We start from the raw sequence: 24,392 nt of genomic DNA, 5'->3' as shown, positions 1-24,392 counted from the left end.
CGTGATGGACAGGTAGGGAATCGCCATCTTGCAGTCGTCCCAGCGAACGCAGGAACCCCGCACCGGCGGTCCACCAACCCGCCGAAAGCGTTCATTCGCCTGCCGCAAGCCGAAGGCGCACAATAGGACGATGCCCCCACACAAGGCCTCACCGCCCTATGTGCCTCATCGCCTTCGCCTGGCGCGTGCACCCGCGCTGGCGTCTCGTTCTCGTCGGCAATCGCGACGAATTCCACGCCCGTCCTACCGCACCGCTGGCCTCCTGGGACGAAGCGCCCGAGGTCCATGCCGGGCGTGACCTTGAAGCCGGTGGCACCTGGGCCGGTCTCGCGGCGCATGGCCGGGTGGGCGTCATCACCAACGTACGTGACCTGACCGCTGACCACAGCGGCCTGTCCCGTGGCCTGCTGGTGGCTGACTACCTCAGCTCCAACGTCTCAGCGGCCACCCATGCCGGCGAACTGCTGGCCACGGCCAAAGACTATCGTCCGTTCAACCTGCTCACCTTCGACCAGGACCATGCCTACTACCTGGGCAATCACCCCGAAGCCAGGCAGCAGGAAGTCATGCCCGGCGTCCACGGCCTTTCCAACGCCGACTTCAACGCGCCCTGGCCCAAGACCCGGGCACTCGTTGGCAAGCTGGAACACTGGGTGCGAAGCGCAGACGAAAGCATCGACACTCTGTTCGACATGGTGTCCGACCAGGGTCGCTGGGCCGACGATCTCCTGCCCGATACCGGCATCGGCATCGAGCGTGAGCGCTTCCTCTCCAGCGCCTTCATCGTCGGCGAACACTATGGAACCCGCGCCAGCACCGTGATCCTGGTGGATTACGACGATGCCGCCACGATCATCGAACGCCGGTTCGGACCTAACGGTATCCCTGAAGGCGAAACCCGCTTCGACCTGGCCGCCATCTGATCTTTCGCCTTCGGGCGAAAGTCTTTTGCCTGAGCGACGATTGATCGCGAGGACCGGTGCCCCGACGATGAGGGAATCACTTTCCCTTCCGGAGTAACTCCCATGAACATCGACCTCAGCAAGCGCAGCGCCATCGTCACAGGCTCCACGGCCGGCATCGGCCTTGCCATCGCCAAGGGGCTGGCCGCTGCTGGCGCCAGCGTGGTCATCACCGGCCGCACCCAGGCCCGCGTGGATACCGCCATCGCCGAGATCCGCAAGGATGTGCCGGAAGCAAAGCTATCCGGCGTGGCCGCCGACCTCGGCACGGCCGAAGGCGCCGCAGCCCTCATCAAGGCCGTTCCGCAGACGGATATCCTGGTAAACAACCTCGGTATCTTCGAGCCCAAGGGTTTCTTCGACATCGAAGACGCCGAGTGGACGCGCTTCTTCGAAGTAAACGTCAACTCCGGCATTCGCCTCTCGCGTCACTACGCACAAGGCATGAAGGATCGCGGCTGGGGCCGTATCCAGTTCATTTCCAGCGAATCGGCCTTGCAGATCCCGACGGAGATGATCCACTACGGCATGACCAAGACGGCGCAGCTTGCCGTGGCGCGTGGGCTGGCTGAAACCCTCGCAGGTACTGGCGTCACGGTGAATTCCGTACTGCCCGGCCCGACGCTTTCCGAAGGCGTGAGCGAGTTCTTCGGCAAGATCGCAAAGGAACAGGGCAAGACGCAAAACGAAGTGGAGCAGGATTTCATCCAGACCCACCGTCCGACCTCGATCATCCAGCGCCTGCTGTCGGTCGACGAAGTCGCCAATGCGTCGGTGTACCTCGCATCGGAACAGGCCTCCGGCACCACCGGTACGGCGATGCGTGTGGACGGCGGTGTCGCACGCCAGGTGTTCTGACCCTCAGCTCACCACGCCATCGATGTAATACCAGCGCCCATCCTCACGCACGAAGCGACTGACTTCGTGCATGCGCTGGGCGCTGCCACCCCCGATGCGCATCCGCGCCACGAACTCCACGACGGCTGTTTCCGCCGTGGGGTTTTCGTGGCGTTTTACCGTGAGGCCTAGCCATGCGGGCTGGGGTGACTGGTCGGCCAGTCCGAGCGAAGCCGGGCGCGTGTTGATGTGCCAGGTGGCTAGCAGGTAGTCCTCCAGCCCGAGGACATAGGCGCTGTAGCGTGAGCGCATCAAGGCCTCGGCCGTGGGTGCGGGCTCGCCGGCATGCCAGCGGCCACAGCAGGCCGTGATGGTTTTGCCGCTGCCGCAAGGGCAGGGAAGGGATCGATCGGCAGCCATGAAGCACTCACTTTCGAAAGCTCATGATCCTATCGCAGTGCCCGAATATCTTCCCGGTTATTCCTGCCCGGCAGCGACGATCAGCGTGCCCAGGTTGTATCCCATGGCAAGCGCTTTCTCCTTGAGCGATTCGAAGACTTCGGGTGACAGGGTCGGCGTCCGGGACAGTATCCAGAGGTACTTGCGCCCCGGCTGCCCTACCATCGCCCATTGATAGTCTTCATCCAGCGCGAGCACCCAGTAATCGGCCCATACCATGGGAAGCCAGCGTAACCAGCGCGGAGCGAAGCTCACTTCCAGCTTGCCGCGCGAGAATGGTTCCGGCCGACGCGCCACCCCTTGTGCAACCAGCGGGCCTTCGCTGGAATCGCAACGATTTTCCACGGCGACGGTTTCGTCCGGGCGCGGTGTATAGGTCGCCGTGACGGCGCCCGTGCACTTGCGCTGGAAATACATCGGCAGGCGGGCGATTTCGTGCCAGGTGCCGGCGTAGCGCTCCAGGTCCAGATGGGCCACGGCGGTCACGGGCGCGCTGGCGACGGGACCGCTGGTCATGGCGTGAAGCAGGGAAAGATGAACGTCGCGCATGGCTGGATTCCTGTCGGGCGACCCCCTACGATGCGGCTCAGGCGTGAACCTCGTTTGAATCGCCATCGTTTTCGTGCCGGGGAGGGCATCGGACACATGCAGCGAAACGATCCTCACGGGCTGGTCGGCAGGCTGCGCGAGCGCCTCACGACACGTCCCAGCGTGCGCTTCGACGGTGTAGAGCAGACCATCGTTCACGTGAACGGACCGCTAAGCGTGCGGCATGTGGCCGTGTCCACAGTGCGTCGCGTGGAGGCAGGAAACCGGGATGATGCGTCCTACGACACCGTGTTCCTGTTCTTCCATCTGGATGACGGGGATGTGCTGGTGGTGGCGGAGACGGACAAGGGCTTTGCGATGCTTATCCTGGATCTGCGCGATCGATTTCCGGGCGTGGAGCGCTGGCAGGATGCCGTGCCGTCGGTACCCTACCAGCTCACGTCGATAGACCTGTGGAACCGCCCCTGACGCGCGACCGGTTATCGCGACAACCCGACACATCACCTTGTAGGAGCGCGCCTTGCGCGCGACCAGGGTTTCGCGATAACCGGTCGCGCGCAAGGCGCGCTCCTACAGGGTCAGGGTGACGACGAGGGCTGTGGCATCCGCACTCAGTTGGAGCGACGTCGCATCGAACACGGTATCGCCGGCAAACACGGGCTCATCGTCAGCCGTGCCGTGCCCGCTGCTCAGGTACACCAGTGTTGCACGGCTCACGTCGGCCTCACCGCGCAGGGCTCGCACCTCGCCACGCGCTTTCCCCCGTCGCACCATTAGATTGAAATCCCGCGTGGCACCACCGGCCAGCCGCACTTCGACTTTTGCCTCACCAGCGAACGAAAACGGCTCGCAAGGCACGGTCAGCGCATGCTCCCGCTCGCCATCCAGTGTCATCGTGAAACCATCGCCTTCCAGCAGGACAATGGTGCGATCGATGCCGGGAAACGTAGAGAACGGCGATGCCGTATCCACGTCGGCGATGCTCACCCGCCACAGAAAATCATCCGTGCCAGCACCTTCCGGCATCACCGCGATCTCGCGCGTGATGCCCAGGCCGTTCTTCCACGGCACGACCTTCAGTTCGTCGAAACGGATGATTTTCATGCAACGCGCTCGATATCTCGTGCGAAGGGAGGGAGGGCCCGAAGCATGCCGGTGCCGTAGCGCTTGGTAACCACGCGACGATCCAGCAGCACGATGCGGCCCGTATCGGTCTCGGTGCGGATCAGGCGGCCGCAGTACTGCGTGAGGATGCGCGTGGCATCCGGCACGCTGACCTCGATGAATGGATTGCGCCCACGCGATTCCAGCCATTCCGCATAAGTGGCACCCACGGGGTCGGTCGGCACGGCGAAGGGCAGTTGAGTGACCACCACCGTTTCGCAGAGCTTGCCGGGAAGGTCGAGGCCTTCGCCGAACGAAGCCAGGCCGAACAGCGTGCTGCCCTTGCCAGCCTCGATATCGGCGCAATGCTCGGCGATGAGCTGGGCCTTCGACAGGGAGCCTTGCGCACGAACCTTGCGCACGTATTCGATGGGCAGGATCTGCAAGACACGATCAAGCTTGGCGCGCGAGGTGAACAGCACGAGGTTGCCGCTGTTCCAATCCAGGTGCTTCGCCAGCCATTCGGAGACTTCGCGCGCGTGCCCTTCACGGTCGTCCGGCAGGGTGCGCAGGGCCGGTACGGCGAGCGTGGCCTGTTTTTCCAGGTCGAACGGCGAGGGCAGGCTGATCGTCACGGCTTCGTTGGGCAGGCCGACCGAATCGGCGAAGCCACGGAAATTGCCACCGGCACTCAATGTTGCCGAGGTCATCACCACGGCCGATGCGTTGTCCCACAGCACGTTGCGCAGCAGCCCGCCCGCCGACACGGCGGAGGCATGGCAGACCAGCTGCTGCTCCGGCGTCATGCTCACCCAACGTGCAAGAGGCGGCCCGTTTTCGCTATCGTCGGTAGACCACGCATACCAGGTGCGCACCTGCCGCTCCAGGCGTTCCAGCGCTACGCCCAGCTCGCGCGACAGCGCCTCCTGCGTGGGGCCGCCGGCTTCCATCTCGACCACGGTGCGGCGCACGGTACGTATCCAGCGCTGGATATCGCGGGTAAGCAGGTGAAGGTGCTCCGCATGCATCTTCCAGTTGTCGGGCAATTGGCCTAGTGACGCGCGGAACACCGGCTCCGTTTCGCTCGATGACGGTGTCCAGCCCATCCGTATCTCGCGCTCGATCTCTTCCAGCGCACCGGACAGCTCCAGTATTTTCGCGTCCCCGGCTTCCAGCGAGAGGTTGCCGATGCTCTCCTTGTCGGTGAGCGAATACGCGCCGTGGATCTGGTTCTGCAGGCGGCCCATGCGGCGCATGGTCGTGGCCAGGTGGACGTCGGCGGCGCCACGGTCGATGGCCTTCGATGGAACGTGGTGCGCCTCGTCGAAGATGTAGAGCGTGTCCTCCGGCTTGGGCAGGATGACGCCGCCGAAGGTATCCTCGTCGCGCGGCATGGTGAGGTCGGCGAGCACGAGATCCTGGTTGGCCACCACGATGTCGGCCTCGCCGATGGCGCGTCGTGCCACGAAGAAGGGACATACGGCGAACGAACCGCACTTGCGCCCCGTGCAGCCGCCGGCGCTGGTGGTCACCATGCCGCGCACCAGGTCGGACAGCGGCTCGGGGCTGGTGTCGATGTCGCCGTTCCAGGTCTTGGCCTCGAAGGCCTTGCCGAGAATCTCGATGGCCTTGGTATCGCGCTCGGCGGGCGGTCGCGACCACAGGGCGAGGTCGGCATCGAAATCGAAACCGGTCTGCGCCGCAGGTTCCGCGCCAGCCATACGCAGGTTGCGCGGGCAAAGATAGCGCGCACGTCCCTTGGCGAGGGCGATCTTCGCCTGCATGCCGCACAACGTGAGGTATTGCGGGATATCGCGCTGGACGAGCTGTTCCTGCAAGGCCACGGTAGCCGTGGCGATCACCAGCTTTTTCTTCTGCGCACGCGCCACTTCCAGGCCGGCGATGAGATACGCCATGGATTTGCCGGTGCCGGTGGGCGCCTCGATCACGGCGGCACCCGTGGGTTCGGCGAGGGCCTTGGCGACCTCGGCAATCATCTTCAGCTGCGACGAACGCCCACGAAAACCCGTGAGTCCGTCCTTCAGCCGCGCATAGGCGGCGCGGATCGCGGCTTTGGTGTCGTCAGTGAGCATCAGGCAGGCAGAAAGCGGTAGAGGCAACCTTGCAAGGTTACCTTATCGCCGTCTCAGCCCGTGGCATTCACGCGTGGCGATGGATGCCGTTGCGCGGCATGACGCCGCCGACGAGGCCCGCGACGACGAAGGTGTGCTCTTCCCAGGAGCCGTCCGCCTGCTGCACGTGGATCTCCACGGGGCGGCCGAGATGATCGGACAGGCCGGGCGCCATCTGCTCGGCGGCGGCGATGGCCATGGCCTGCGTGGCATAGCGGCCGAGGGGACGGGCGGCACGGCGGACGATCCACGGTCCCTGTGTCGATTCGCTGTACGGAATGAACAGTTGGGCGGAACTCGAAGCCATGGGACCCTCGCTGACGTGGAGTGGGCCTGACAAGGAAGGCCGCTTGCGCGGCCCCTGGTCAACATCCTGCTCCCGAGGGGCTAAAAAACCTGTTAATCGTTGTTTTTCATTGGGTTGGCATTCACCTGTCCCCCGTCGGAAGCACCCGGGTCGTGAGTGCTGCGCAGATCACGGTGCCGTTGGTTTCCCTCGGTTGATCCCCACACTACCATCGGCCCTCATCATCTGACCCCTTCGGAAACCATGACTCCCAGCGAACCGATCGCCGACGCCATCGTCTCGGTACGTGGCCTGTCCAAAACCTACAAGAGCGGTTTCCAGGCACTCAAGCGCGTGGATCTCGATATCCGTCGTGGCGAGATCTTCGCGCTGCTCGGTCCCAACGGGGCGGGCAAGACCACCCTCATCAGCATCGTGTGCGGCATCGTCAACGGCAGCGAAGGCAAGGTCGTCGTCGATGGCCACGACATCGCGCGCGACTATCGCGCGGCGCGTGGCCTCATCGGCCTGGTGCCGCAGGAGCTGTCCACCGATGCCTTCGAAAGCGTCTGGGCCACGGTGAAGTTCAGCCGTGGCCTGTTCGGCAAGGCGCCCAATCCGGTCTACCTGGAGCGCATCCTGCGCGAGCTTTCGCTGTGGGAGAAGCGCGACGCGAAGATCATGACGCTCTCCGGCGGCATGAAGCGCCGCGTCCTGATCGCCAAGGCGCTTGCCCACGAACCCCGCGTGCTCTTTCTCGACGAACCCACGGCGGGCGTTGACGTGGAGCTGCGCCACGACATGTGGCAGATGGTGCACCGCCTGCGCAAGTCGGGTGTCACCATCATCCTCACCACGCACTACATCGAAGAGGCCGAGGAGATGGCCGACCGCATCGGCGTCATCGCGCGCGGCGAGCTGATGCTGGTGGAAGACAAGCACACGCTGATGCGCAAGCTGGGCAAGAAGCAGCTCTCGCTGCAGTTGCAGTCGCCGCTGGCGGCAGTGCCTGCCGGACTGGAAGGCTGGCCGCTGGAGTTGTCCGACAACGGCCAGACCCTGGTCTACACCTTCGACACGCAAGGCGAAGACACCGGCATTGCCGAACTGCTGCGCAAGCTCGGCGAGCTGGGCGTTGATTTCAAGGACCTGCGGTCCAGCGAAAGCTCGCTCGAAGACATTTTCGTCAGCCTTGTCAGGGGACACGGATGAACATCCACGCAATCCGCGCCATCTACCGTTTCGAGATGGCCCGCACGTTCCGTACTCTGATGCAGAGCATCGCCTCGCCGGTGCTTTCCACCTCGCTGTACTTCGTGGTGTTCGGCGCGGCCATCGGCTCGCGCATGGGCGACGTGGGCGGCGTGAGCTACGGGGCCTTCATCATTCCCGGCCTCATCATGCTGTCGCTGCTCAACGAGAGCATCTCCAACGCGGCGTTCGGCATCTACATGCCCAAGTGGGCTGGCACCATCTACGAGCTGCTGTCCGCGCCGGTATCGTACGTGGAGGTGGTGATCGGCTATGTGGGGGCGGCCGCGACCAAGTCGGTGATCCTGGGCCTGTTGATCCTCGTGACGGCGCGACTGTTCGTGCCGTACCAGATCATGCATCCGTTCTGGATGGTGGGCTTCCTGTTGCTCACGGCCATCACGTTCAGCCTGTTCGGTTTCATCATCGGCCTGTGGGCGGATGACTTCCAGAAGCTTCAGGTGGTGCCGCTGATGGTGATCACGCCGCTGACCTTCCTGGGCGGCAGCTTCTATTCCATCTCGATGCTTCCGCCGGTATGGCAGAAGATCACGCTGTTCAACCCGGTGGTTTACCTGGTGAACGGCTTCCGCTGGAGCTTCTACGGCAAGGCCGACGTTAACGTGATCGTGAGCGCAGGCGCTACGGTGGCCTTCCTGCTCATCTGCCTGGCCGTGGTGTGGTGGATCTTCCGCACCGGCTGGAAACTAAAAGCCTGACGATTCACTGTAGGAGCGCGCCTTGCGCGCGACCGGACGTGACGTGATATCCGGTCGCGCGCAAGGCACGCTCCTGCAGAAAATGCGGTTTAGCGGGCGCCGATGAAATCCATCTTGCCCAGCACCACGCCCACGCCGCGCAGGATGGCGTAAGCGGTCGTACAGTGGAAATACACGTTGGGCATCACGAAGCCCAGCAGGTAATCCTGGCCGTTGAACTTCGTTTCGCCGCTGCGCGACTTCACCACGACTTCGCGCGTCTCGCTGCCGTCGATCTGTGCGGGGGTGAAGGCGTTGAGCATGCCGATGACCTTCTCGATGCGCGCCTGGAGCTGCTCGAAGGTGGTCTCGTCATCGGCCATGGACGGCACGTCCTGGCCGGCGAGGCGGTAGCCGGCACCCTTGGCCATGTCGGTGGCGATCTGCACCTGGCGCACCAGCGGAAACATGTCGGGAGTGATGCGCGTATGCAGCAAAACTTCCTCGGCGATGTGACGCTCCTTCGCATGCTCGGCGCCCTTCTTCAGCACGGCGGACAGGTTGTTGAGCGCGCGGACGAGGACAGGGATGGAGACCTGGTACATCGAGATGGACATGGGTGGGACTCTCTGCGAGGGAACGGCCGGTATGGCCGGAAGGCGGCTATTGTGGGGGCTCGTTGGCGGCCCGTCGACGGCCTTCGACGGTAGGATGTCGTCCATGAGCCCACCCGATCCGAAGACCCCGCGTTCCGATGCCATCCGCATCCTGCGCCTGCGTCGCGCGCAGCGTTTGCTCGATCACCTGTTCCGCGACCTGCCCCTGCGACGGCGCGCGCGCCTGGGCCTGTTCATGGGCTTCAAGACCATGGCCTCGGCCGGCCTGGCCTACGGCGTGGGCTGGCTGGCGCACCCCGGACAGGCCTACTGGGCCGCCATCAGCGCCATCGCGGTGACCCAGCCCCATTTCGGCGATACCCGCGGGGCGGGGCACGACCGGGTGCTTGGTACCCTGTTCGGCGCCGTCGCAGGCTTGCTCGGCCTTTGGGTGGGCGGTACCGGCGACCTGTTTTCCTTCCTGCTTGCGCTGTGCCTGGTCACGGTGGCCTGCTGGCTGGCCGGCGCGGGTGCGGCGGCGCGCGTGGGCGGCATCACCTCGGCCATTGTCCTGCTGGTGCCGGCCGAAGGGCCACGCTGGGAAATGGCAGCCTGGCGACTGGGCGAGGTGTTGTTCGGTACCTTGTGCGCGCTGGCCATCGGCTGGCTGGTGTCCCGCCTCGAAGAGCGGGTGGAACGGAAGGAAGAGGATCAGGCGTGAATCCACGTCACAGTGAAGTACACCGCGTCGGACGACTGGGCTGGCTGCGCGCCGCTGTACTTGGGGCGAACGATGGCATCCTGTCCACGGCCAGCCTCGTGGTGGGCGTGGCCTCGGCCGAGGCCAACCCCGCCAACGTCATGATCGCAGGCGTTGCCGGCCTCGTCGCCGGAGCGATGTCGATGGCAGCGGGTGAATACGTCTCCGTGCGCTCGCAGGCCGACAGCGAGCACGCCGAGCGAACACTGGAGTCGCGCGAGCTGCGCGAAGACCCGAAGGGCGAGCTGAAGGAGCTCACTGAAATCTACGTGCATCGCGGGCTGGAGCGCGACCTCGCTCGCGAGGTCGCCACGCAGCTGATGGCGCACGATGCGCTCGGTGCGCATTTACGCGACGAGCTGGGCATGTCGGACGAAACCGCCGCGCGTCCCGTGCAGGCCGCCGCCGCCTCGGCGGTGAGCTTTGCCAGCGGTGCGGTGCTGCCCATCCTGGCAGCGGCACTGGCGCCACGCGACGACGTCACCGTCGCCATCGTGGCCGTCTCACTGGTGGCCCTGGCGATCCTTGGTGCGGCATCCGCCCGCATGGGTGGCGGCAGCGTGCCGCGTTCGGTCCTGCGCATCGTCTTCTGGGGCGCGGGTGCCATGGCGCTCACCGCCCTGGTAGGCCGCCTCTTCGGCGTCTAACTGTAGGAGCGCGCCTCGCGCGCGACCGGTCATCGCGAAAATCATCAACTCGCCCGCCACCCCGGTCGCGCGCAAGGCGCGTTCCTACCCGATGACGCAGCGGTTGCGGCCGCCGTTTTTTGCCGTATAGAGCGCGAGGTCCGCGCGGTCGAACACCGAGCGCGGCGTGTCGCCGGGCCGGAACTGGGCCAGCCCGATCGAGGCGGTTACCCGCACCGGCTGGCGCGCGGCGTGGAAATTGAGATGCTGCACCTTGCCGCGCAACCGCTCGCACACCTGCAACGATTCCGTTTCGTCGGCGCCATCGAAGATCACGATGAACTCCTCGCCGCCGTAGCGCGCCACGAAATCCACCGGCCGCACGTACTTCACCAGTGCCTGTCCGATGATGCGCAGCACGGCATCGCCCGCCGTATGGCCGTAGGTATCGTTGATGCTCTTGAAGTGATCGATATCGATGGCCGCGATGCTGAGCGGGCGCGAGGTGGCCACCCAGTTCTCGAACACCGTCTCGATCCGTTTTTCGTAAGCCAGCCGGTTGGGCATGCCGATCATGGTGTCGGTCTGCGACAGCTCGTGCTCACGCTCAAGCGAGCGCTGCAATGCATTGCGCTCGGTTTCCAGCTGCTCCACGCGCAGGCGCATCGCTTCCGCGCGTTCGCGGTAGGCAGTAAGACGCGCCCCTTCGCGGTCACGGAACTCGCGGAAGCATTCGGAGATGGTTTCCAGGCTTTCGTTCACGCGCTCACGCAGGTCGTGCACGTCGTCCAGCTCCAGCGCGGCTTCGCCCAGCAGGCGCATCTCGTGCGCCACCGAGGCATCCAGTGCCTGGCCGTTGGCTTCCCCGGTGGACTGGTCGACCAGCTCGCGCGACATGTACTGGGTCATCTCGTCCAGGCGACCGGTGACATGGCGCAGCACGGCCTGGAGGGCGTCGATCTCGCGTTGCAGGCCGATGCGCTGCTCGTTGACCAGGTCGGCGAGGCGGTCGCCGCAGGCCGCCAGGGCCACCAGGTCGCCGGCATCGGCCACGTCGTGGCGAAGGTCGTTGGCCCGGTCGGCGAGCTTGGGCAGCACGACGATGCGATCCACCAGGCGGCTCAGCGACGACTGCACGGACGAACCGTGTTCCGTGCGCTGGGGGCGGGTGATGGGAATCGGGGGCGCCTCGCGGACACCCTCGCGCTGGGCGCCGAGATTGTCGATGGCGTCGCTCAGCTCGCGCACGATTGGCTCAAGCGATTCGGAGGCACCTTGCATGGCGCCATTGAGTCGTTCGATATGCGGATCGATGCCGTCGTTGGCGCCAAGGGCCACACGCGACAGGCAGCCGATCAGCTCGCGCAGCAAGCCTTCGGCGTCGCGCCACTGGGCCTCTTCACGGCGCAGCCGCTCGACGGCCTCGACATACTTGCTTTCCCACTGCGGGTTGTCCAAACGCCTGCCCCAACACCGTTGCATTGATATGCCGAAATCCGGCACATCTTACGCCGATAAAGGGTGTTTTGGCTTACTGCTCCGTTACCGCGACCGCATCCGTGCGGGTAGCCCTGGCCGCCACCACGATGCCAACCGCGACGAGTGAGGCGGCCAGCAGGAAGGGGAAACCGGGCAGGTGCACCGTGCGCTCGGGAGAGATCCAGTAGGCGAAGATCTGGGCGAACAGGAACGGCCCGAAGATGCCCGCGAAGCTGCCCAGGCTGGCGATGGCGCCTTGCAGCTTGCCCTGTTCGTCATGGGCCACGTGACGGGTCATGAGCGCCTGGATCTGCGGCCCGGCCAGTCCCCACAGCGACATGATGGGAATACCCACCAGGAACATCCAGCCGGTGGGTGCGAGGCCGAAGATGAGGAACGCCACCACGCCGAAACACATGCCAGCCAGAAGCACGGGGCGCTCCCCAAAGCGCGCGGTCAGCCGGCCGGTGAGCACGGCCTGCACCACACCGTCGCTGATGCCCACCAGGCCGAGCACCAGGCCCACCGCCTGCGGACCCCAGGCGTAGCGGAAGTCCGCGTACAGCACGAAGACCGTCTGCAAGACATAGTGTGCGAGATAGAACAGGAAGATCACGATGGCCAGGCCGGCCACCTCACGATGCCGGCGCAGCATCTTCAGCGCGCCGATGGGGTGGGCGCTATGCGGCTCGAAACGCTTGGCCCGTTTCTCCGGCGGCAGCGATTCGGGAAGGATGAACAGGCCATAGAGGAAGTTGAGCAAGGCGAGGACGGCCGCGACCCAGAAGGGCAGGCGCAAGTCGATCTCGCCGAGCAGACCGCCCAGCGCGGGGCCGACGATGAAGCCCAGGGCGAACGCGCCACCCATCAGGCCGAACACCCCGGCGCGCTTCTCCGGCGGCGTGGTGTCCGCGATATATGCGGTGGCGGTGGTGTAGCTGGCCGAGGTGATGCCCGAGATGATGCGACCGACCATCAGCAGCCACACGGACGGGGCGAGCGCCATGAAGATGAAATCCAGCCCCAGTCCCAGGTTGGACAGCAGGATGACCGGCCGCCGGCCGAAGCGGTCCGAGAGCGCGCCCTGGATCGGCGCGCAGAAGAACTGGATGGCCGCGAAGACGGTAGCGAAGACGCCCACCCACCACGCGGCCCGGGAGACGCCACCGCCGGCCATTTCCTCGATGAGGTGCGGCAGCACGGGGATGATGATGCCGAAGGCGAGGATGTCGATCAGGATGGTGACGAAGATGAACGTCACCGCGGCAGCGCGGGCGGGGCGGGGGAGGATCGTGTCCATGATGGCCTTGGCGTTCCCGTCGTAGGGTGAGTCAGGTCGTGGCGCCAGGCTCGGCACCGTGCAATACGGCGATGAAGGTATGCCCGGCCAGTCTGCCCGGCCGGCATGACATTCGTGCTGACGGGAATTCCCTCCCCCCAGGCCGGCCATTATCAGGCCGGAAACCGCCTCGACCGGCGCGAACCCGGCAAGACCGCAACTCCCTTGTGTAGGAGCGCGTCTCGCGCGCGACCGGATCAACGCCGTGAACCGTCCGCTTCGATCCGGTCGCGCGCAAGGCGCGCTCCTACAGGGGAGGGTGGGTCACGAGGTAGCCGTCGTGGTTCAGGTCCATCCGCAAGCATTCCATATGGACGTCTAAACATGCGAATACACCGAAAGGGGGTTTGTGATGCCAGCCATGGTGGGAGTACCTTTGAACCCTTGTCCTTTCCAGTCACGGGAACCGCTCATGATCCACGAAAGCATCCTCGACACGATCGGTCGTACACCCATCGTACGCCTGCATCGCGTGGCACCGTCGCACGTCAGCCTGTATGCGAAGGTGGAATCGTTCAACCCGGGTGGTTCGGTGAAGGACCGTCTCGCGATCGGTGTGATACTCGATGCGGAAGCCAAGGGCCTGTTGAAGCCCGGCGACACCGTGGTGGAAGCCACCTCCGGTAACACGGGTGTCGCGCTGGCCATGGTCTGCGCGGCTAAAGGTTACAAGTTCGTGGCGACGATGGCCGAGACCTTCTCGGTGGAGCGGCGCAAGCTGATGCGCGCCTATGGTGCCAAGGTGATCCTCACGCCGGCCGCGGAGCGTGGCACCGGCATGGTCCGCCGTGCGGAAGAACTGGCGAAGCAGCACGGCTGGTTCCTGCCGAGGCAGTTCCAGAATCCCGCCAACCCGGCCTATCACCGCAGCACCACGGCAGCGGAAATCATCCAGGATTTCGCCGGGCGCCGGCTGGACGCCTTCGTCACGGGCTGGGGCACCGGCGGCACGCTCACCGGCGTGGGCGAGGTGCTGAAGGTGGCGCGTCCCGAGGTGAAGATCGTCGTCTCCGAACCGGTCAATGCGCAGCTGTTGCAAGAGCAGGGATTCAACCCCCACAAGATCCAGGGCTGGACACCGGACTTCGTGCCCGAGGTGCTGAATCGCAAGGTGTTCGATATCGATCTTCCGGTGGATGAAGTGCTGGCGCGCGATACGTCGCGTCGCCTTGCGTCGGAAGAAGGATTGTTCGTCGGCATCTCGGCGGGAGCCACGGTGGCAGCGGCGCTCAGGTTCGCCGAGACGGCTGAAGCGGGAAGCGTGATTCTTGCGATGCTGCCCGATACGGGTGAGCGGTATCTCTCCACCTTCCTCTTCGAGGGGGTGAATGAGGGTTCTGATGATGAGTGGTTGAACGCGCTCTGAGGTCTTTGCGAGGGGCGCTGCTGCGTTTACTTGTGCGTGGCGTCAGGCAGGGGTCGCGCGCGAGGCGCGCTCCTACAGGGGCAGGGCGAGCCTCTGTGGGGGGCGCGGGGCAACGTAAGCCTTTGTAGGAGCGCGCCTCGCGCGCGACCGGTGATACAGCAACCTGTACGCTCCCCCATCCTGTGCCCGCACGCACAGCACGCTCCTGCAGCCGTGACGTGCTCAACGCGTTTTCGTCACGCCCTGGGCTTCATGGTGGTCTCCATGCCTCAAGGAGACACGCCATGACCCTCTTCCGCAAAAGCCTCACCCGCGAACTGACCGGCCGTGCGCAGCGCCTGGCGGGCTCCATCACGCATAACCGCACGCATGAGCTGAAGGGTGCTGCCCGGCAGTACACCGGCCACGCCGGCGTTGTCGCCAGCCGTGCGTTGACCCAGGTCCGCCGTCACCCGCGCACCGGCATCGCCATCGGCGCAGGACTGGGCATCGCGGCACTCACCGCCGCATGGCTTCTGGCCCGTCGCCATCGCGCCGAGCAGGATGTCTACGACGAATACGATCCGACGCGCTGACACCCCGGTTGGCCCCAACCACACACTGTAGGAGCGCGCCTTGCGCGCGACCGGTCATGCGATACACCTCGCATATACCGGTCGCGCGCAAGGCGCGCTCCTACAATGATCTCAGGCGACTTCGGCGCGGCGGCGTAGTACGGCCAGTGGCTGTGCCCAGGTCGACCCGGGCCGACGCTTGCTCGTCACCAGTGTCAGTTCCGATGGCTGGAACACATTGACGTTGTGCGTGGCCGGCGTGGTGAGAATGTACTGCGCGCGGGTGGACTTCAGGAACGCGCCCACCTTGTCGATGTTGAAGATATCCAGGTGCGCGAACGGTTCGTCGATGAAGACGAAGCCGCCGGGACGATCCTCGTCGCGCATCAGCGCCACCAGCAGCAACAGCGACTTCATCACCTGCTGGCCTCCCGACGCCTCGCCGTCGTCCATGCCGATCCAGCCCTTCTTGTCGAACTCGAAACGCACCTGCAACGCTGCGGATGCGAGCGCGAGGTCGTCGTTGCTGAGTTCCGGCAGGTCCACGTCCACGCCGATGCCCGCAAGCTCCGCGAGCACCTTCAGGTTCTTCGCGTAACGGCGCACCGTATTGCGCAGCACCTGGATATACGCGCCGCGTGCTTCGTGGGTGATCTTGCCCGCGCGTTCCAGATGGAGGCGACGCTTGTCGAGATCGTGTTTCAGGCCCTCATGGTCGGCCCAGAGCTTTTCGCGCAGGGCGACGACGCTCGGATCCTGTTCCCAATGACCTTCTTCAAGACGACGCTCGATGCGGTCGATTTCACGACGCACTGCAGCCGGTGATTCGTAGCGCTCGCGCAGCTCACTGGTGGCCGTGCGCGTGCGATGCGCAAGCGGCACCTGCTTGCGCTTGCTGCGGAAAGCCTTCAGGCGATCCACCTGCTCACCGCGCAGCTGATGATGCTGGCGCACCGCCTCGGCGAGCTGGTTCTGCACGGAACGCTGTTCACGCGCGGCGTTGTCACGCGCGTTGGACGTCTTCAGGCGCTTCTCGCGCACATCTTCGTAATGCTGCTCGGCGGCCACATGGCTGTCGGCCGTGCGCTGCACGTCTTCCTGCAAGCGCGGCTGCTGCTCGCGGGCTTCGTTGAATTCATCGGCACGATCGGCGAGCTGGCTGCTGGCGCTGGCGCCACGCAGCACGCCTTCGGCATCGCTGGCCTGGGCCATGGCCTGCTTGCGCTCTTCGGCGATCTCACGCAGGCGGGTTTCGACCTCGCGCAGTTTCGCTTCGCCATCGCGCAACTGGCGATCGCGTGCCGCTGCACCGAAGTACATGTCGTCCACGCCAAGATGGCGGCCGCCGCGGCGTTCGCGGAAATACCCTTGCGGCGTGATCCAGTCCTGCTCGCGACCGAACTTCGAGCCTTCGGCGATATCGTCGACGCGGCGGATGCGGTCGAGATTGCGCAGCAGCCAGTCAGGCGCTGCGGCGGAGAATTCCACCACTTCCAGCAGCGAGCCGCGCGTGGCGGCATCGGCCGGCGCGCGGTCGGCCACCACGAAATGCTTGTAGCGCAGCTGTTCGCCGAGCTTCCAGGCCTTTTCGCGGTCGCGCGGGTCGTCCAGCAGCACGACATGGCGATACCCCGCCAGCACGGCTTCCACGGCGGGCTGCCAGCGCGGCTCGATGATTTCGACGATCTCGCTCAGCATGCTGTGGCGGATGCCGGCCTCGTCGAGCGCGCGACGGAACGCGGCTTCGAAATCCGGGGTGTAGCGCCGCCCGCTACGCCATGCGGCGAGCTGCGTGGTGAGCGTGGTGAGCGACTGGCGAAGGTGGGTTTCCTCGCCTTGCAGCACCGTGATCCTGGCGCGGGCTTCGCGGGCAATATCGGCCAGGCGTTCGTGATCGGCGCCGCCCTGTGCGGCGATCATGTCACGCAACCGGGTTTCCTGGCGGATCAGCAGGTCGTTCTGGGCCAGCGCGGCACGCGCGGCGTCGAGGCTCTTCTGCGTGGCCTGACGGCCGATGTCGGCTTCATGCTGTTCGCCGCGCAGCGCTTCGCCGGTGGCGTCCAGCTCGGCCAGTTGGCGGGTGAGTTCGACATCGCGCTGTTCCAGCTCGCTGGCGCGGCGCTTTACGCCGTTGAGCTGCGGACGTGCACCACGCACGCTCGCGCCGAGATCGGCCAGCTCGGTGCGCGGCAGGATATCGGCTACCAGCGTGACGCGCTCGCTCTTGAGTGCGTTCCATTCCTGGAAGGAACGGGCGCGCGCTTCGGCTTCCTGCAGGCTCACGCCAATCAGCGAAAGCTGGTGTTCCAGGCCATGCTGTTCGCGGTCGGCTTCGTCCTGCTCGTTGCGTGCGCGCTGGTAGTCATCGAGTACCACCTTGTCGCCGAACACGTCGAACACGAGATCAAGCAGCGCCTTGGGCGGCAGCTGGCAGAGCTTGTCGGTGGCGCCCTGTTCCAGGGTGAGCACGCGGCGGATCGCCTGCGACAGGCCCGCGCCTTCCAGGCGCACGCGGTAGTCGCGCAGGCCCATGAAGTCGTTGCGTGCCTCGATCTCTTCCACGCTCACGTCGCCGCCGAGCACGGCGTACTGGCGGGTCCACTCGCCACCCTTCTTCTGGATGCGGCAGGCGAGGGTGACCTCGCGGTCCATGATCGGGAAGAAAGGGCGCTCGCCGTTGGGGCCGGGGATATTGCCGACACGGGCCCGCAGCCACGCGAAGGGCTTGCCGTTATGACGCAGGTAGCTCTTGTAGTCGCGGTTGCCGGCGCAGTCGATGGTGAGCAGCGTGCGCAGGGCATCGAGCAGGGTCGTCTTGCCGGAGCCGTTGGGGCCCACGACGGTGACGATGTTGGTGTCCAGCGGCAGGCTGAAACGCTGCCAGTAATCCCAGTGGACGACTTCGAGGCTGCGGAAATCAAACATCGGTGTGTTCCTCCACGCCGGTGTCGTCCAGCGGCTCGTCGTCGGCGTCGTCTACCGGGCCGGCGGATGCGGCGCGCGATGCGGCATCGGCCAGCAGGTCGCCCAGCGCGCCATCGAGGATGCGGCGGGCGGTGCGTTCGTAGTCGAAGGCGAGGTCGAGCAGCGGACCTTCCGCCACTTCGCCCTTGCGGCGCACGATGAAGCCCAGGCGGTTCAGCGTGCCCAGGTTGAAGTTCACGCGCGTCTTGCCGCCGAGCTTGTCGGCGAAGTCGGCGATGAGCGTGCGTTCGGCGATCACCGGGGACAGCGTGGGATCGCGCGGGATGGGCTTTTCTTCGGCGAACATCTGGCTCTGCGACGCGGCGGCATCGGCATCCTGTCGTTCCACCTGGCGCTGGCGCTTGGGCAGCACGATGAGCGCCCAGATCACCACGAGCAGGGCAACGCCGTCACGGTCGAGCTGCAAGGTGTTGGAGATCCAGCTGTCGCTGCCGCCGAACACGGCGCGTTCGCTCTTGCGCGCCACGGCCAGGCCGATATACGCGGCGTAGGGGTGCTCGCGCAGTTGCAGGCCCACGGCGTCGAGGCGGCGGTCCAGTTCATCGCGGTACGCCGGGTCGAGCAGCGCCTTGCGCGCCTGTATGTCATCGCGCGGCAGCCAGCGTTGGGCGAGCAGCCGGGTTACCAGGCTGGCGGTATCGTCATGCATCGGTGGTGTCCTTCGCGTCGCCGCGCGGACGCAGGCGTCCGGCGCTGACCAGCGCGATCTGGGGCAGGTCGGGATCGATCAGCACGGGCTCGATTTCGAGCGCCAGCGGCAGGCGGGCGAGGTCGGCCGTGCCGCCTTCCAGCGCCGCCGACTCGGGGTCGCCGAGCAGGCCAAGCAGGGACAGGCGGTAGGCCGACAGCGCGTAGTCGTCGCCGATCAGGGTCTCCGATAGCTCGCGCGGCGCGGCGATGCCGGCCAGTTCCGCGTGCCAGTCTTCGAGGTGGCGAAGGTCTTCCTCGCCCATGGGCAGGTCGGCCGTGTCCGGCGGTTCTTCCGCGCCCGGCAGGGTGGTGACCTCGGCGGCCAGGCGTTCGCGTTCGAGCAGTTCGAATTCCGCGACGTCGAGCGCGATCTGGTCGTGGATGAAGGGCGCGGGCAGGGGCAGCAGGAGCTGGCCGTCCTCGAAGCCGGCCAGCGTGTCGGCATCCTGTGCGCGCAGCCAGCCGACCAGGTCCGACGACGACAGGCCGGTACGGCCCAGGTGCACGCGGTGCTGGTCGATCTTGTTGAGTTCGCGCTGGAAGGTGCCGGCCTGGCGGAGCAGGGCGCTTTGCGCACGACCGACCGCCTGGGCCAGGCGATGCGCGGCCGGTTCCATCTCGTCGCCCTCGGTGATGGCCGCGACGACGCTCGTGCCTTTCTCCACCCAGGTCCACACCGATTCCAGGCGCTCGGCGGCGCGGCGGATGCGGTGTTCGGAACCGGAGAGCACGGCGCGGTCGAAGTCGTCCTTCAGCTCGGTGAGGCGCGAGAGCAGGTGACCCAGTTCATCGGTGGAAATGCGGCCCACGGCCTGTCCGGCGGCGAGCTGGGCGGTGAGGTAGCCCAGGCCGTCGTCGTCACCGTTCTCGAATTCCAGCATCGTCGCCAGCGCGGCCAGCGCCTTGCGGCCGATCGTGCTGATCCGGTAGCGCATCGTCTCGTTTTCCCACGCGATGAGCTCGTGGTCCTTGAGGCGTTGCACCACCGTTTCGAGCTTCACCGGCTCGACATAGGCGAACTGGTCGCGGATTTCCTGCGGTGCCCAGTCCGGTGCATGCGGGCGGTTGCCCAGCGTGCGAAGCACCAGCAGGCGCAGCAGCACCTGTTCCTCGGTGCCGTGGAACAGCGCCGAGAAGGTGCGCAGCAGGGGACGCCCGCGCAGCAGCGGGAAAAACTCGGGAACATCCTCTGCGACGACGCCGTCGCGGAAGATATCCTGCAGGCGTTCGTCGTGGACGGTAGTGTCAGTGGGTCCGTTCAAGTTCAGCGGCGGTCGACGCCGACGAACCGGAGGAATTCGCCGCGTGTGCGCGGGTCTTCCCGGAAGCTGCCCAGCATCTGGCTGGTGACCATCGACACGCCGCGCTTGTGCACGCCGCGGGTGGTCATGCATTCGTGGCTGGCGTCGATCACCACGCCGACACCGCGAGGACGCAGGGTGTCTTCGATGCAGTGGGCGATCTGTGCGGTGAGTTTTTCCTGCACCTGGAAGCGGCGGGCGAAGCCATCCACCACGCGGGCGAGCTTGCTGATGCCGACGACGCGGTCGGTAGGCACGTAACCGACATGAGCGCGGCCGATGATCGGGGCCATGTGATGTTCGCAGTGGCTTTCGAACTCGATGTCGCGCAGCACGATCATCTCGTCGTAGCCGGCCACTTCCTCGAAGGTGCGGCGCAGGTATTCCGCCGGATCTTCGTCGTAGCCCTTGAACCAGTCGCCGTAGGCCTTGACCACGCGCTTGGGCGTATCGAGCAGGCCTTCGCGTTTCGGATCCTCGCCGGCCCACAGGAGCAGGGTGCGCACGGCTTCCTCGGCCTGTTCGCGGGTGACCGGACGGGACCTGGACTCGTCGCTCATCGGGGCGAATTCCTTACAAGAGACAATCGCGTATTGTAGCCCGCCCACCACCCGATTACCTCACCCCCCGTCGTTCCAGCGAAAGCTGGAACCCAGCGCGATGCAGCCGGTTGTCGCGATAACGCCCCTACGCCAAAGCCGATGCAGCGCCCTCGCCATGCTGACAAACCGGGGCGCTGGGTTCCTGTTTTCACAGGAACGACGGGTGGGGGAGCTAACGCAACCCCGCCCGAAGCCGTCGTTCCAGCGAAAGCTGGAACCCAGCGCGGTGCAGCCGGTTGTCGCGATAACACCCCCTACGCCAGAGCCGATGCAGCGCCCTCGCCGTGCTGGCAAACCGGGGCGCTGGGTTCCTGTTTTCACAGGAACGACGGGTGGGGGAGGTGACGACACCCCACCCGAAGCCGTCGTTCCAGCGAAAGCTGGAACCTAGCGCGATGCAGCCGGTTGTCGCGATAAAGCTCCCTACGCCAACGCCGATGCAACGCCCTCGCCTTACTGGCAAACCGGGGCGCTGGGTTCCTGTTTTCACAGGAACGACGGGGTTAGAGGCCTTCCGACTCGCTATCGCCCTCGCCCGGTTCCTCGTCGGGTACCAGGTCGAGTACACGCTGCGACTCGTCGCCGCCCAGGGTTTCCACGCCGCGCAGCTTGCGCTCGATGGCCCGGGTGCGGACCTCGGCGCCGTCGATGCTCTTGCGCACCGTATCGAGCTGTTTGCGGGTCTTTTCCAGCACCACGCCGAACTTGCCGAACTCGTTCTTCACAGCCCCCAGCACCTGCCAGACCTCGGATGAACGCTTCTCGATGGCCAGGGTGCGGAAGCCCATCTGCAGGCTGTTGAGCAGGGCGGTGAGGGTGGTCGGGCCGGCCACGGTGACCCGGTGCTCGCGCTGGAGCTGGTCGGACAGGCCCGGCCGGCGGATCACCTCGGCGTACAAGCCTTCGGTGGGCAGGAACAGGATGGCGAAATCGGTGGTGTGCGGCGGGGCCACGTACTTGCTGCGGATGCGCTTGGCTTCCTCGCGGACGCGCAATTCCAGGGCCTTTCCGGCGCTGAGGATGCCATCGGCATCGGCGGCATCCTGGGCGTCCAGCAGGCGCTGGTAGTCCTCGACCGGGTACTTGGCGTCGATCGGCAGCCACACGGGCTCGCCGTCGTCGGTGCCGGGCAGGCGGATGGCGTATTCCACGCGCTCGGCCGAGCCGGGTACCGTGGCCACGTTGGACGCGTATTGCTCCGCGATAAGGATCTGCTCCAGCAGGGCGCCGAGCTGCACTTCGCCGAACGTGCCGCGGGTCTTTACGTTGGTGAGCACGCGCTTGAGGTCGCCCACGCCGGCGGCCAGTGCCTGCATTTCGCCCAGGCCTCGCTGCACGGCTTCCAGTCGCTCGGAAACAAGCTGGAACGATTGCCCCAGGCGGGTTTCCAGCGTGGACTGGAGCTTTTCGTCCACCGTGGCGCGCATCTGTTCCAGCTTGGCGGCGTTGTCCTGCTGGATGGCGGCGAGGCGGGTTTCCAGCGTGGCACGCACATCGGCGAGGCGCTTCTCGTTATCCGTGGTGAGTGCCGCCAGGCGCTGGTCGATGCGTTCGCCGAAATGCTTCAGCGTGAGCGAGGATTCCTCGCGGGTCTTGCGCGAGTCGTCGGCCAGGCCCATGCGCAGCGATTGCAGGCCGTTGTCGGTGCGCTCGGTGAGCTGGTCGAGACGACGGCTGAAGCCTTCGATGCGTTCCTGCTGCAGGGTGGAAGCGGCCTGCAATTGCTCCTGCACGTGCCCACGGAACTGGCCGAAGCTGTCGCCCAGTTCGCTGCGGCCTGCGCGCTGTTCTTCACGCAGCACGGCTTCGAGGCGGCGGGAATCATCGCGCAGGGCGTCGAAGCGAGCGGCGCCGTCATCGGTGGCGCGGCTGCGGGTGAGCAATACCACCAGCAGGCCCAGGCAGGCCAGGGCGATGACAAGAAGGGCGATAAGGAGAAGGGATTCGAGCGTCATGCCCCAAGGTTACCCGCTAAATATTGTAGGAGCGCGCCTTGCGCGCGACCGGCATGGCGATAATCTTCACATCATCGCGAACACCGGTCGCGCGCAAGGCGCGCTCCTACAGGGATACTAGATTTCGCGGTTGCCGACGATGACCACGTCGGCCGGGCGGCTGGCGAACAGACCCACGCAGACCACGCCGGTGATCTGGTTGAGCTTGGTTTCCAGGCCCACGGGATCGGCGATGCGCCAGCCGTGCACGTCGATGATCCAGTTGCCGTTATCGGTGGTGACGCCATCGCGCCACACCGGCTGGCCGCCCATGGCCACGATCTCGCGCGCCACGAGGCTGCGCGCCATCGGGATCACCTCGATGGGCAGCGGGAACTTGCCCAGCACATCGACCTGCTTGGTGGCATCGATGATGCACACGAACTTGTCGGACGCCGCGGCGACGATCTTCTCGCGCGTGAGCGCGGCGCCACCGCCCTTGATGAGGCGCTTGTGCGGGTCGCACTCGTCGGCGCCATCCACGTACAGGTCGAGGCGGCCGGCGGCGTTCAGGTCGAGCACGTCGATGCCCAGCTTGCGCAGGCGCTCGCTGGAGGCCTCGGAGCTGGACACGGCCGCCTTGATCTTGTCGCGATACTGCGTAAGTTCGTCGATGAAGAAATTCACCGTGGAACCCGTGCCGACGCCGATGATGCCGCCCTTGAACGCGCCGTTGCCGACGTATTTCAGGGCAGCCGTTTCGGCGGCAAGTCGCTTCTCATTGTCCTGGCTCATCGTTTTTCCAGCGTGAGGATGAAATCCCAGTCGCCCTTGGCGACCGGCATCACGGAGAGGCGGTTGCCCTTGCGCACCAGCGGCATGTCCACCAGTTCGTCGCGACCCTTCAGCTCGTCGAGCGAGATGGTGCGCTTGAGCTTGCGCTCGAATTTCACGTCCACGAGGAACCAGCGCGGTTCTTCGCGCTTGCTCTTCTCGTCGTAGTACTTCGACTTCGGGTTGAACTGGCTTTCGTCCGGATAGGCCGTGGAGGCCACCGTGGCGAGGCCGACGATGCCCGGCACGTCGGTATTGGAGTGGTAGAAAAAGATTTTGTCGCCAACCTTCATGCCGTCGCGCATGAAGTTGCGCGCCTGGTAGTTGCGAACGCCGTCCCAGGGCTCGGTGCCCTTGCGTTCCAGGTCGTCGATGGAAAAGGCGTCCGGCTCGGACTTCATGAGCCAGTACTTCATGCCTTCACGCCCGTGCAGTCGATAAGCTCTTTCTCGGTGGCCACGTAGTCGAGCGCGATGTCCCACTCCGCGGTTTCGAGGGTGGGCACTTCCTGGAACGAATACCCCACGCCCACCAGCAGGGGCTGGGCCGGGCGCTCCTTGTCGCGGAGGAATTCGAAGCTGCGGTCGTAGTAGCCGCCGCCAAAACCCAGGCGATTGCCGCGACGGTCGAAGCCGAGCAGCGGCACCAGCACCAGCTCCAGCTTGTCGGCCTCGATGATGCGCTCGGAGGCCTTCGGCTCGGGAATGCCCAGCTCGTTGGCCTCCACATCCTCGCCCGTGGTCCACGGGGCGAAGCGCAGACGGCGCTTGCCGCCCACCTTGGTGACGATGGGCAGGTAGAAGGTCTGCCCGCGCTCGGCCAGCGGCGCGATGGCGAGGTTCAGCGGCAGCTCGCCGCCCGTGGCCCAGTAACCGGCCACGTGCTTGTCGGTAAGGAATTCGGGGAGCTGTTCCAGCGAGGCACGCAGGCCCTGGGCTGCGGCGACGCGCTCGGCGGGTTTCAGCTCACGGCGCCGCTGGACGAGGTCCGCGCGCAGTTCACGTCTCTCGGGGAGCTTTGACATGGGTGGTTCAGCCGAACGGCACAG

25 protein-coding genes are annotated in these 24,392 nt (G+C 65.7%); 9 read left to right on the top strand and 16 right to left on the bottom strand.

Going from position 1 to position 24,392, the window contains the following annotated elements:
- Window positions 1–158: 158 nt before the first annotated feature.
- Both HBF25_RS20370 and HBF25_RS20365 read left to right on the top strand, forming a co-directional pair.
- Window positions 159–923 (top strand): NRDE family protein, encoded by a 765-nt coding sequence (locus tag HBF25_RS20370; RefSeq protein WP_166952132.1) that lies wholly within the window; start codon window positions 159–161, stop codon window positions 921–923.
- Window positions 924–1,025: 102 nt separating this feature from the next.
- Window positions 1,026–1,820, top strand: a complete 795-nt coding sequence (locus HBF25_RS20365) for an SDR family NAD(P)-dependent oxidoreductase (RefSeq protein ID WP_166952129.1) — start codon at window positions 1,026–1,028, stop codon at window positions 1,818–1,820.
- A gap of 3 nt (window positions 1,821–1,823) precedes the next feature.
- Here the strand turns inward: HBF25_RS20365 and HBF25_RS20360 are convergent, their stop codons facing one another.
- Together HBF25_RS20360 and HBF25_RS20355 are read right to left on the bottom strand one after the other, a co-directional pair.
- Window positions 1,824–2,219, bottom strand: a complete 396-nt coding sequence (locus HBF25_RS20360) for a YchJ family protein (RefSeq protein WP_166952126.1) — start codon at window positions 2,217–2,219, stop codon at window positions 1,824–1,826.
- 57 nt (window positions 2,220–2,276) lie between these two features.
- Entirely contained in the window at window positions 2,277–2,807 is a 531-nt protein-coding gene (locus HBF25_RS20355) for a lipocalin family protein (RefSeq protein ID WP_166952123.1), read from the bottom strand.
- Window positions 2,808–2,903: 96 nt separating this feature from the next.
- On the opposite strand from HBF25_RS20355, the gene HBF25_RS20350 reads away from it, so the two are divergent.
- On the top strand, window positions 2,904–3,275 hold the full coding sequence (locus HBF25_RS20350; protein ID WP_166952121.1) for a hypothetical protein: 372 nt from the start codon (window positions 2,904–2,906) through the stop codon (window positions 3,273–3,275).
- A gap of 102 nt (window positions 3,276–3,377) precedes the next feature.
- On the opposite strand, the gene HBF25_RS20345 is transcribed toward HBF25_RS20350, so the two are convergent.
- From HBF25_RS20345 to HBF25_RS20335, 3 genes are all read right to left on the bottom strand, one after another.
- Window positions 3,378–3,911 (bottom strand): HutD/Ves family protein, encoded by a 534-nt coding sequence (locus HBF25_RS20345; protein ID WP_166952118.1) that lies wholly within the window; start codon window positions 3,909–3,911, stop codon window positions 3,378–3,380.
- Window positions 3,908–6,004 (bottom strand): ATP-dependent DNA helicase DinG, encoded by a 2,097-nt coding sequence (gene dinG, locus HBF25_RS20340; RefSeq protein ID WP_166952151.1) that lies wholly within the window; start codon window positions 6,002–6,004, stop codon window positions 3,908–3,910. Before dinG ends, HBF25_RS20345 begins: the two co-directional genes overlap by 4 nt.
- Before the next feature lie 67 nt (window positions 6,005–6,071).
- On the bottom strand, window positions 6,072–6,350 hold the full coding sequence (locus HBF25_RS20335; protein WP_166952116.1) for a DUF2188 domain-containing protein: 279 nt from the start codon (window positions 6,348–6,350) through the stop codon (window positions 6,072–6,074).
- A gap of 243 nt (window positions 6,351–6,593) precedes the next feature.
- Here HBF25_RS20335 and HBF25_RS20330 point away from each other — a divergent pair, with 243 nt between their 5' ends.
- Window positions 6,594–7,541, top strand: coding sequence for an ABC transporter ATP-binding protein (locus tag HBF25_RS20330; RefSeq protein ID WP_166952113.1), 948 nt, complete (start codon window positions 6,594–6,596; stop codon window positions 7,539–7,541).
- Complete coding sequence (locus tag HBF25_RS20325) at window positions 7,538–8,299, top strand: ABC transporter permease (protein WP_166952111.1); 762 nt, start codon at window positions 7,538–7,540, stop codon at window positions 8,297–8,299. Before HBF25_RS20330 ends, HBF25_RS20325 begins: the two co-directional genes overlap by 4 nt.
- Before the next feature lie 89 nt (window positions 8,300–8,388).
- Here HBF25_RS20325 and HBF25_RS20320 read toward each other — a convergent pair whose 3' ends face one another.
- Complete coding sequence (locus HBF25_RS20320) at window positions 8,389–8,895, bottom strand: DUF1993 domain-containing protein (RefSeq protein ID WP_166952109.1); 507 nt, start codon at window positions 8,893–8,895, stop codon at window positions 8,389–8,391.
- 103 nt (window positions 8,896–8,998) lie between these two features.
- Between HBF25_RS20320 and HBF25_RS20315 the strand changes: the two genes are divergently transcribed.
- Complete coding sequence (locus tag HBF25_RS20315) at window positions 8,999–9,595, top strand: FUSC family protein (protein ID WP_166952106.1); 597 nt, start codon at window positions 8,999–9,001, stop codon at window positions 9,593–9,595.
- Entirely contained in the window at window positions 9,592–10,281 is a 690-nt protein-coding gene (locus tag HBF25_RS20310; protein ID WP_166952104.1) for a VIT1/CCC1 transporter family protein, read from the top strand. Before HBF25_RS20315 ends, HBF25_RS20310 begins: the two co-directional genes overlap by 4 nt.
- Before the next feature lie 84 nt (window positions 10,282–10,365).
- Here the strand turns inward: HBF25_RS20310 and HBF25_RS20305 are convergent, their stop codons facing one another.
- Together HBF25_RS20305 and HBF25_RS20300 are read right to left on the bottom strand one after the other, a co-directional pair.
- Entirely contained in the window at window positions 10,366–11,718 is a 1,353-nt protein-coding gene (locus HBF25_RS20305; RefSeq protein ID WP_166952101.1) for a GGDEF domain-containing protein, read from the bottom strand.
- A gap of 73 nt (window positions 11,719–11,791) precedes the next feature.
- The gene (locus tag HBF25_RS20300) at window positions 11,792–13,039 is read right to left on the bottom strand and encodes a TCR/Tet family MFS transporter (protein WP_166952099.1); all 1,248 of its coding nucleotides are present in this window, start codon (window positions 13,037–13,039) and stop codon (window positions 11,792–11,794) included.
- Between the two features lie 451 nt (window positions 13,040–13,490).
- Between HBF25_RS20300 and cysK the strand changes: the two genes are divergently transcribed.
- Together cysK and HBF25_RS20290 are read left to right on the top strand one after the other, a co-directional pair.
- Complete coding sequence (gene cysK, locus HBF25_RS20295) at window positions 13,491–14,444, top strand: cysteine synthase A (RefSeq protein ID WP_166952096.1); 954 nt, start codon at window positions 13,491–13,493, stop codon at window positions 14,442–14,444.
- 284 nt (window positions 14,445–14,728) lie between these two features.
- Complete coding sequence (locus HBF25_RS20290; protein ID WP_166952094.1) at window positions 14,729–15,019, top strand: hypothetical protein; 291 nt, start codon at window positions 14,729–14,731, stop codon at window positions 15,017–15,019.
- A 111-nt stretch (window positions 15,020–15,130) separates the two neighbouring features.
- Here the strand turns inward: HBF25_RS20290 and HBF25_RS20285 are convergent, their stop codons facing one another.
- The 8 genes from HBF25_RS20285 to HBF25_RS20250 form a co-directional block, all read right to left on the bottom strand.
- The gene (locus HBF25_RS20285) at window positions 15,131–17,923 is read right to left on the bottom strand and encodes an AAA family ATPase (protein WP_166952092.1); all 2,793 of its coding nucleotides are present in this window, start codon (window positions 17,921–17,923) and stop codon (window positions 15,131–15,133) included.
- Window positions 17,916–18,632: a hypothetical protein gene (locus HBF25_RS20280; RefSeq protein ID WP_166952089.1), complete on the bottom strand. Its 717-nt coding sequence runs from the start codon at window positions 18,630–18,632 to the stop codon at window positions 17,916–17,918. The genes HBF25_RS20285 and HBF25_RS20280 overlap by 8 nt, the downstream gene beginning before the upstream one ends.
- Window positions 18,625–19,935, bottom strand: coding sequence for a hypothetical protein (locus tag HBF25_RS20275; protein WP_166952087.1), 1,311 nt, complete (start codon window positions 19,933–19,935; stop codon window positions 18,625–18,627). The genes HBF25_RS20280 and HBF25_RS20275 overlap by 8 nt, the downstream gene beginning before the upstream one ends.
- 2 nt (window positions 19,936–19,937) lie before the next feature.
- Window positions 19,938–20,534 carry a GTP cyclohydrolase I FolE gene (gene folE / locus HBF25_RS20270; RefSeq protein ID WP_166952084.1) on the bottom strand — a complete coding sequence of 199 codons (597 nt, stop codon included), beginning with the start codon at window positions 20,532–20,534 and terminating at the stop codon, window positions 19,938–19,940.
- Window positions 20,535–21,079: 545 nt separating this feature from the next.
- Window positions 21,080–22,531, bottom strand: coding sequence for a DNA recombination protein RmuC (locus HBF25_RS20265; protein WP_166952082.1), 1,452 nt, complete (start codon window positions 22,529–22,531; stop codon window positions 21,080–21,082).
- A 117-nt stretch (window positions 22,532–22,648) separates the two neighbouring features.
- Window positions 22,649–23,305: a ribose-5-phosphate isomerase RpiA gene (gene rpiA, locus HBF25_RS20260; RefSeq protein ID WP_166952080.1), complete on the bottom strand. Its 657-nt coding sequence runs from the start codon at window positions 23,303–23,305 to the stop codon at window positions 22,649–22,651.
- Window positions 23,302–23,760, bottom strand: coding sequence for an EVE domain-containing protein (locus HBF25_RS20255; protein WP_166952079.1), 459 nt, complete (start codon window positions 23,758–23,760; stop codon window positions 23,302–23,304). Before HBF25_RS20255 ends, rpiA begins: the two co-directional genes overlap by 4 nt.
- Window positions 23,757–24,368, bottom strand: coding sequence for a 5-formyltetrahydrofolate cyclo-ligase (locus tag HBF25_RS20250; RefSeq protein WP_166952078.1), 612 nt, complete (start codon window positions 24,366–24,368; stop codon window positions 23,757–23,759). Before HBF25_RS20250 ends, HBF25_RS20255 begins: the two co-directional genes overlap by 4 nt.
- Window positions 24,369–24,392: the final 24 nt, after the last annotated feature.

The organism is Luteibacter anthropi (assembly GCF_011759365.1).
GTDB classification, from domain to species: Bacteria; Pseudomonadota; Gammaproteobacteria; order Xanthomonadales; family Rhodanobacteraceae; genus Luteibacter; species Luteibacter anthropi.
Note: the sequence above shows the minus strand (reverse complement) of the source record. Positions and strands in the feature narration are given on the sequence as shown.

Bases quoted from the DNA above. Each gene is read 5' to 3' on its own strand.
- HBF25_RS20370 (WP_166952132.1), top strand. From the start codon at position 159: ATGTGCCTCATCGCCTTCGCCTGGCGCGTGCACCCGCGCTGGCGTCTC.
- HBF25_RS20365 (WP_166952129.1), top strand. From the start codon at position 1,026: ATGAACATCGACCTCAGCAAGCGCAGCGCCATCGTCACAGGCTCCACG.
- HBF25_RS20360 (WP_166952126.1), bottom strand. From the start codon at position 2,219: ATGGCTGCCGATCGATCCCTTCCCTGCCCTTGCGGCAGCGGCAAAACC.
- HBF25_RS20355 (WP_166952123.1), bottom strand. From the start codon at position 2,807: ATGCGCGACGTTCATCTTTCCCTGCTTCACGCCATGACCAGCGGTCCC.
- HBF25_RS20350 (WP_166952121.1), top strand. From the start codon at position 2,904: ATGCAGCGAAACGATCCTCACGGGCTGGTCGGCAGGCTGCGCGAGCGC.
- HBF25_RS20345 (WP_166952118.1), bottom strand. From the start codon at position 3,911: ATGAAAATCATCCGTTTCGACGAACTGAAGGTCGTGCCGTGGAAGAAC.
- dinG (WP_166952151.1), bottom strand. From the start codon at position 6,004: ATGCTCACTGACGACACCAAAGCCGCGATCCGCGCCGCCTATGCGCGG.
- HBF25_RS20335 (WP_166952116.1), bottom strand. From the start codon at position 6,350: ATGGCTTCGAGTTCCGCCCAACTGTTCATTCCGTACAGCGAATCGACA.
- HBF25_RS20330 (WP_166952113.1), top strand. From the start codon at position 6,594: ATGACTCCCAGCGAACCGATCGCCGACGCCATCGTCTCGGTACGTGGC.
- HBF25_RS20325 (WP_166952111.1), top strand. From the start codon at position 7,538: ATGAACATCCACGCAATCCGCGCCATCTACCGTTTCGAGATGGCCCGC.
- HBF25_RS20320 (WP_166952109.1), bottom strand. From the start codon at position 8,895: ATGTCCATCTCGATGTACCAGGTCTCCATCCCTGTCCTCGTCCGCGCG.
- HBF25_RS20315 (WP_166952106.1), top strand. From the start codon at position 8,999: ATGAGCCCACCCGATCCGAAGACCCCGCGTTCCGATGCCATCCGCATC.
- HBF25_RS20300 (WP_166952099.1), bottom strand. From the start codon at position 13,039: ATGGACACGATCCTCCCCCGCCCCGCCCGCGCTGCCGCGGTGACGTTC.
- cysK (WP_166952096.1), top strand. From the start codon at position 13,491: ATGATCCACGAAAGCATCCTCGACACGATCGGTCGTACACCCATCGTA.
- HBF25_RS20290 (WP_166952094.1), top strand. From the start codon at position 14,729: ATGACCCTCTTCCGCAAAAGCCTCACCCGCGAACTGACCGGCCGTGCG.
- HBF25_RS20285 (WP_166952092.1), bottom strand. From the start codon at position 17,923: ATGTTTGATTTCCGCAGCCTCGAAGTCGTCCACTGGGATTACTGGCAG.
- HBF25_RS20280 (WP_166952089.1), bottom strand. From the start codon at position 18,632: ATGCATGACGATACCGCCAGCCTGGTAACCCGGCTGCTCGCCCAACGC.
- folE (WP_166952084.1), bottom strand. From the start codon at position 20,534: ATGAGCGACGAGTCCAGGTCCCGTCCGGTCACCCGCGAACAGGCCGAG.
- HBF25_RS20265 (WP_166952082.1), bottom strand. From the start codon at position 22,531: ATGACGCTCGAATCCCTTCTCCTTATCGCCCTTCTTGTCATCGCCCTG.
- rpiA (WP_166952080.1), bottom strand. From the start codon at position 23,305: ATGAGCCAGGACAATGAGAAGCGACTTGCCGCCGAAACGGCTGCCCTG.
- HBF25_RS20255 (WP_166952079.1), bottom strand. From the start codon at position 23,760: ATGAAGTACTGGCTCATGAAGTCCGAGCCGGACGCCTTTTCCATCGAC.
- HBF25_RS20250 (WP_166952078.1), bottom strand. From the start codon at position 24,368: ATGTCAAAGCTCCCCGAGAGACGTGAACTGCGCGCGGACCTCGTCCAG.